This is a genomic window from Ferrimicrobium acidiphilum DSM 19497, from assembly GCF_000949255.1.
In the GTDB taxonomy this organism is placed as follows: Bacteria; Actinomycetota; Acidimicrobiia; order Acidimicrobiales; family Acidimicrobiaceae; genus Ferrimicrobium; species Ferrimicrobium acidiphilum.
On sequence record NZ_JXUW01000026.1, the window covers coordinates 38,996 to 44,995 of the forward strand.

The 6,000-nt window shown below is 53.9% G+C and carries 6 protein-coding genes; 1 reads left to right on the forward strand and 5 read right to left on the reverse strand.

Features of this window, described 5'->3' with window-relative positions:
- Positions 1-38: 38 nt before the first annotated feature.
- Entirely contained in the window at positions 39-1,349 is a 1,311-nt protein-coding gene (locus tag FEAC_RS11220) for an IS1380 family transposase (RefSeq protein WP_052566277.1), read from the reverse strand.
- A 423-nt stretch (positions 1,350-1,772) separates the two neighbouring features.
- Entirely contained in the window at positions 1,773-3,308 is a 1,536-nt protein-coding gene (locus FEAC_RS11225) for an IS1182 family transposase (protein WP_052566278.1), read from the reverse strand.
- A gap of 240 nt (positions 3,309-3,548) precedes the next feature.
- Between FEAC_RS11225 and FEAC_RS15630 the strand changes: the two genes are divergently transcribed.
- On the forward strand, positions 3,549-3,695 hold the full coding sequence (locus tag FEAC_RS15630; protein WP_160290388.1) for a hypothetical protein: 147 nt from the start codon (positions 3,549-3,551) through the stop codon (positions 3,693-3,695).
- 343 nt (positions 3,696-4,038) lie between these two features.
- Here FEAC_RS15630 and FEAC_RS16455 read toward each other — a convergent pair whose 3' ends face one another.
- From FEAC_RS16455 to FEAC_RS11240, 3 genes are all read right to left on the reverse strand, one after another.
- Positions 4,039-4,371 (reverse strand): type II toxin-antitoxin system PemK/MazF family toxin, encoded by a 333-nt coding sequence (locus FEAC_RS16455; protein WP_035392267.1) that lies wholly within the window; start codon positions 4,369-4,371, stop codon positions 4,039-4,041.
- Positions 4,371-4,628 (reverse strand): AbrB/MazE/SpoVT family DNA-binding domain-containing protein, encoded by a 258-nt coding sequence (locus FEAC_RS11235; RefSeq protein WP_035392264.1) that lies wholly within the window; start codon positions 4,626-4,628, stop codon positions 4,371-4,373. Before FEAC_RS11235 ends, FEAC_RS16455 begins: the two co-directional genes overlap by 1 nt.
- A 455-nt stretch (positions 4,629-5,083) precedes the next feature.
- A partial coding sequence (locus FEAC_RS11240; RefSeq protein ID WP_152623207.1) for an IS1380 family transposase occupies positions 5,084-6,000 on the reverse strand: 917 nt, incomplete at its 5' end.

The window sequence follows — 6,000 nt, forward strand, 5'->3', positions numbered from 1 at the left end:
GTGTTGCCCGACCGCGCTTTCGAGTCGGAGGTAGTTCCCTAGATGGGAACCGGTTCGAGTGCCCTAAGGGTGATGAGTGCTCTTATGAAGGCCTTGGCCCATGGCCAACGAGCCGGAGTACGCAGTATCATCTTTCCCGATCGGTTGACGAGTCGTCCGACAAGCGAGATGAAGTGGTTACGAAAGCTACGAGCTATGACCATGGATTCTCGAGGGGTAATGGTACCAAGGTAGCTCACCTGACGGGTGAGGTTATGGGCAAGGACCGCATGGGCTAGCCATGCTCCATTGGCATGAAACTTACCAGAGGGGATATGTTCTAGTCCTGCCCCCTCTTTGAGATCTTTGATGGAGAGTTCAATCCGTGCTCGGTTCCGATGGAACTGATCCACCTCAACAGCTGAACCTTCCAAGTCAGTAACAAACCCGAAGTATCTCCAGTTAGGAAAGAGCTCTGCCTGGTCACCAATGAGGCGGGTACGACGGATAATGAGACGTCTGCCCTTATAGGTGGTCTCGGCTACTTGGGCCTCACCGTTCTCGGTGTAGTCAATAGCTACCCAGGAGTCCTTACTGATCTCCTCTACCAGCGACTTTATCCCCTTGGCGTTTGCACGAACCGCCATGGTGTAAGAGATGCCTAGACGTTCTAACTCCTTCAAGGTCGCATCTGATTGATACCCAGAGTCAAAGCGGATGGTGATCTTGCCTGTTGCACCGATGCGTCGACACCTAGCGATGAGTTCTTGAACAAAGCGTTTGGTTCCCCGTTGTGTATTGGCTGAACCCTTTCGCATTCGACAATGAAGTACCTCACCAGTGTCAGAGCGAACCGCGAGTATGGGGTGATAGCCCAACTTCTTGGTATAGCCATAGGCTGCTCCCTGCTTGTGATACCCAGATACCTCACAGATAGTAGAGTCGATGTCGATGACGAGGGGATCGTCTCCCGGGGCCATCCCAAAGGACCAAGCCTTTGCAAGCTCTGCCTCAATCACCTCATCTAATTGACGAACGTGACATGAGGTAAAGGAGCGCAGATAAGTACCAAGGGTTGAGGGAGCTACTACCCGAAAGGGAAGCAGCTTCGAAGATGACCCGGCTCTCAACATATCTATATGGTCGATGTGAGAGGCTCCCGCCACCATCGCATGAATGAGGGTCAATGACTTACTCGCCGGATTGGCTCCACCCACTCGACCGGTGAGATCGACCCGCTCGGAGATGAGAGCATCTAGACCAAGCTTGGAAGCAAGCGTGGAGACTAGAAGGAGTCCCGCATTGGCGACCAGATTCTCGTCGTCAAAGGCAACCTCGATAGCCTCTGGCGTGTGGTAAGATTGTGTCACAGAAAGTGTTCTCCTTGGTTGGTCGTTTTGGCTGCTTTCTAACTTCCATTCTACCAGCTCAGGGGGCACTTTCTTCAGTTTTGGGGGACCAATTCTCCGGGTGCGTCGGTGGTTCTAGGCTCAGAGGTAGACCTGTGGTGGTCGGATAAGCCCACCCAAAGCGACACCCTGTGGCCCAACACAATCACCATATCTCCCGCCTTCCGCGATTCGATCAAGGTGTCGTCCGTACCGCTCGACACTCGTGGCTTAGCGCTTGTCCAGCAAGCTAAGGCAGGCCCGCTAGGAGCGTGGGTCTGAATCACCTTCCAGATCCGGTGGTGGGGCCCTAAAATTTGCCAAAATTGGGATTGTGGTCTTGAGTTCTCGGTTTCGGTTCTCAATTGGGGTCAATGATCCCAAGTCGGGCCGATTCGCTGCGCTCTAGGCCATCGCCAACCCTGCATTCACTCTTGCATTGGAGAGCTTTCGTAAGTTATGACAGATTGAGTGCAGCGTCCACTCAGTCTCGGCTCCTTGTAGTCCTCGAAGGCGTAGGTGGCCCGCTTTCTGTCTAACTTTCATCTGTCCAAATACTGGTTCGACGATAGCTTTGCGTCTTGCATAGTCGATGCGTCCAGACTTGGTTCGAAGGCGACGGGCCATGCGCTCTCTTCGCGTTGCGTTCTTTGGGATCCGCCCGCGTGGAGAATCACTCACGCATTCATTGTGCTTCATGCGTCCGGTTGCGACGAGAGCGTTGATGTCGAACTTGGTGATGTGGCCAAGGTTGGCCTCCGAGCAGTAGCCAGCATCAGCTAGGTAGACCCGTGGGGAACGGGTGATGTTGGCTGCTTTGAGACTTGTCGTAGTCGCCTCAATCATAGGGATGAGTTCGTTGACGTCTGTGGCGGCTTGGGTTACCTTGGTTGTAACGATCACCTGAGAGCCCTCATCCACCACTGCCTGGGCGTTGTAGGCGAACTGGAACCCATCGTTAGTCTTCATCATCCGAGAATCGGGATCAGTGAAGCTGCGTTGGGCCTTTGGGTTTGGTCGTATTGGGGTTTGTGTAGCATCAGTATCGGTGCTGGCTGGGCTAACGGTTTCGGTAGTGGCCTTGGTTGAGCCGGCGACCTTCGCATCATCATCAACAACAGTGGTCTCTGTCTTGGCAACGGTGTTGGTTGGGGCCTGCTTGTTGAGCTCTGCCTTCTTGCTGGTCGTGGCCTTGGTGTGCCTATCGGCCTTAACACGGGCCTCAGCCTCGATAGCCTCCTTTGCTTGGCGCATCTTGGCGATCCGGGTCTCGCGACGACGAAGCTCCTCTGGGATCTCATCACCTCGCTTGTCAACCCCATAGGCCTCATCCTCGGCTGAGTCGGTAGCTTCAGCCTCAGCGAGCATCGTAGCTACCTGGGCCTCGATCTCTTCGATCCTCGGTCCAAGACGTTCATAACTCATGGACTTACGCCTAGACGCTCGGGCTCGAAGCTTAGTCCCATCGAGGGCAACCCTACCAAGGGTAACGAGTCCTGCCTCACAACAGAGAACCAGTACCTGGCCAAAGAGATCACCAAGTGCGGCCTCGTGGCGACGACGGAACCGAGCCAGGGAGCGATAGTCAGGAGTCGTGTTGGCACTGAGCCATCGAAAGGCGATATCAACGCAGCATCTCCTCTCCATCTCTCTTGAGGAAGTCACTCCAGTCGAGTAGGCATAGAGGAGAAGCTTTAACATCATTGCCGGGTCATAGGGTGGTGCACCAGAGGCCTCGGCATAAGAGTCATAGATATCAGAGAGATCCAAGAGCTCATCGACAACCTCTGAGATGAAACGTGCAGTGTGATCATCTGGAAGCCAGTCATCAAGGGAGGGAGGCATGAGGAGCATCTGGTCTTGGTCATAGGAGCGGAAGGTCTTGGTAGAACGAATCCGAGTTTTGCCCCGAGGGACTAGCTGTTCCTGAGTCGGTACCATAGTGACATCATCGCAGCTCATAGCCACTATTTTAGCATAAGATGACCCATAAGTCCAGCTCAAACGCCATAATTGGGATCCGAATTGCATTCCCTAACATGATCAAAGAAGGGATTCTGACCCACGCTCCTAGCCCTAGATCTTTATACCTGGCTCGCGCATCGATTTTACTCTATCCGCCGCACTACAACGGTTCCGTGGATCTTACTCTCTGAACAGTTTGGATCGCAGTACGGTCGTGTGCGAAACTTCAAGGCCAATGTCATCAAGGCACTCCCAGTCGTGCACCTCGCCTACCCCGAGGCCAACGTCTCGCCGTCCGCAGGCGGTTTGGTTCTAAAGCCTTCGCCTTTACCAGTTACCAGAAAGATCGTGCTCGACGCATGACAAGTTGTCCACCGATGGGCTGTGTGAAACACAGTTATCCACGCATACGAACTAGCGCCCCAGTAAGTTTGCCAAAAACCTACACAAATCCCAGCTCAGGGCACGCATACGAACTAGCGCCCCGTGCGCATACGAACTAGCGCCTGTCCCTGTGTTCTCCCAGCTCACAGCGCACAAATCGCGACCGCCTATATATCTACTCCTATTGGTTTTAAAAACCTAGTATTAGGTAGCCGAACTTGTTGAAAACTGTCTCCCCGCTCGCTACGCTCACGCTGCCGCCGCAAGGCTACGCCTTGCGTTATCCTGGCAAGGATGGTAGGTCAATCATGATAACCGGGAATCATTCGAATATCGGGATTAGCCTCGCCAACACTTCGTCCATAACTAGCGCTGGTACACTTTCCAGCCTGCGGGCATTGCGGGCTCCTAAATCGATCGCACGTGGCTGATCGCAGCGGATTACGCCGGTGGTTTTCGTGCCCGCTTCCTGGAGCGACACGGCAAACCCCGCAGTCCTGGCAAAGTTACCTCCGGTGGTGATCGGCAACACGATAGGAGTCCGCGTCAGCCGATTAAACGCGGTCGCCGACACCACCAGTACTGGACGCGTGCCTTGCTGTTCGTGCCCCGATGTCGGGTTAAGCGACACGAGGTAGATATCGCCACGCTCCACTAAAGCAACTCATTGCCGACAGGTTTTGCATCGAGCCATTCCCGGTCTTGCTGAGATAGTTCATGTGACATATCACATTGGGCCAGTAGGTCGCCTAAGGTGTAGTGCGCTCGTGGTGCTGGCTCTATTACCATCCGCCCGTTATCTACTCCAATTCCGACCGTCGCACCAGCGTGTAGGTGCAGCAAATCGAGAATAGCAGGAGGAACGGCCAGCATGACTGAGCCTCCAACCCTGCGAAGATTTGTCGTGTGCATTACGCACCTCCATTGAATTAGTTATATACAAGTATAACACCTGGCAACCCTATCGCTCCGCCTTTTTTTGATCCGATACAGTTTTGCCAGTTCATCACGCAATTTCTCGCGAGGCTCACCCCCCCCCCGCTCGTCGCCAGCCCTCACACGATCCAAAACACTCGGCACAGTTAGCGCATTGCAGCTCTGGCAAAGAACACAAGCAGCCCGGCCATGAAATCATGAAAACCGGAAATCATGATTCTCTACTAAACCTGAATCCACCGACGCACCCCGGTGTCGGGGCGTGGCGGTGGCCCTTGGGCTGTGATTTCGTTCCGTTGATTTAACCCGGGGTTCTGGATCGGTTCTGACCCAGAGTTAGGCGTGGTGGGTTAAGGATCTGATTTGGTGTTTCATTTGTGGGGCGCATGGAGAGTGTTGCCCGACCGCGCTTTCGAGTCGGAGGTAGTTCCCTAGATGGGAACCGGTTCGAGTGCCCTAAGGGTGATGAGTGCTCTTATGAAGGCCTTGGCCCATGGCCAACGAGCCGGAGTACGCAGTATCATCTTTCCCGATCGGTTGACGAGTCGTCCGACAAGCGAGATGAAGTGGTTACGAAAGCTACGAGCTATGACCATGGATTCTCGAGGGGTAATGGTACCAAGGTAGCTCACCTGACGGGTGAGGTTATGGGCAAGGACCGCATGGGCTAGCCATGCTCCATTGGCATGAAACTTACCAGAGGGGATATGTTCTAGTCCTGCCCCCTCTTTGAGATCTTTGATGGAGAGTTCAATCCGTGCTCGGTTCCGATGGAACTGATCCACCTCAACAGCTGAACCTTCCAAGTCAGTAACAAACCCGAAGTATCTCCAGTTAGGAAAGAGCTCTGCCTGGTCACCAATGAGGCGGGTACGACGGATAATGAGACGTCTGCCCTTATAGGTGGTCTCGGCTACTTGGGCCTCACCGTTCTCGGTGTAGTCAATAGCTACCCAGGAGTCCTTACTGATCTCCTCTACCAGCGACTTTATCCCCTTGGCGTTTGCACGAACCGCCATGGTGTAAGAGATGCCTAGACGTTCTAACTCCTTCAAGGTCGCATCTGATTGATACCCAGAGTCAAAGCGGATGGTGATCTTGCCTGTTGCACCGATGCGTCGACACCTAGCGATGAGTTCTTGAACAAAGCGTTTGGTTCCCCGTTGTGTATTGGCTGAACCCTTTCGCATTCGACAATGAAGTACCTCACCAGTGTCAGAGCGAACCGCGAGTATGGGGTGATAGCCCAACTTCTTGGTATAGCCATAGGCTGCTCCCTGCTTGTGATACCCAGATACCTCACAGATAGTAGAGTCGATGTCGATGACGAGGGGATCGTCTCCCGGGG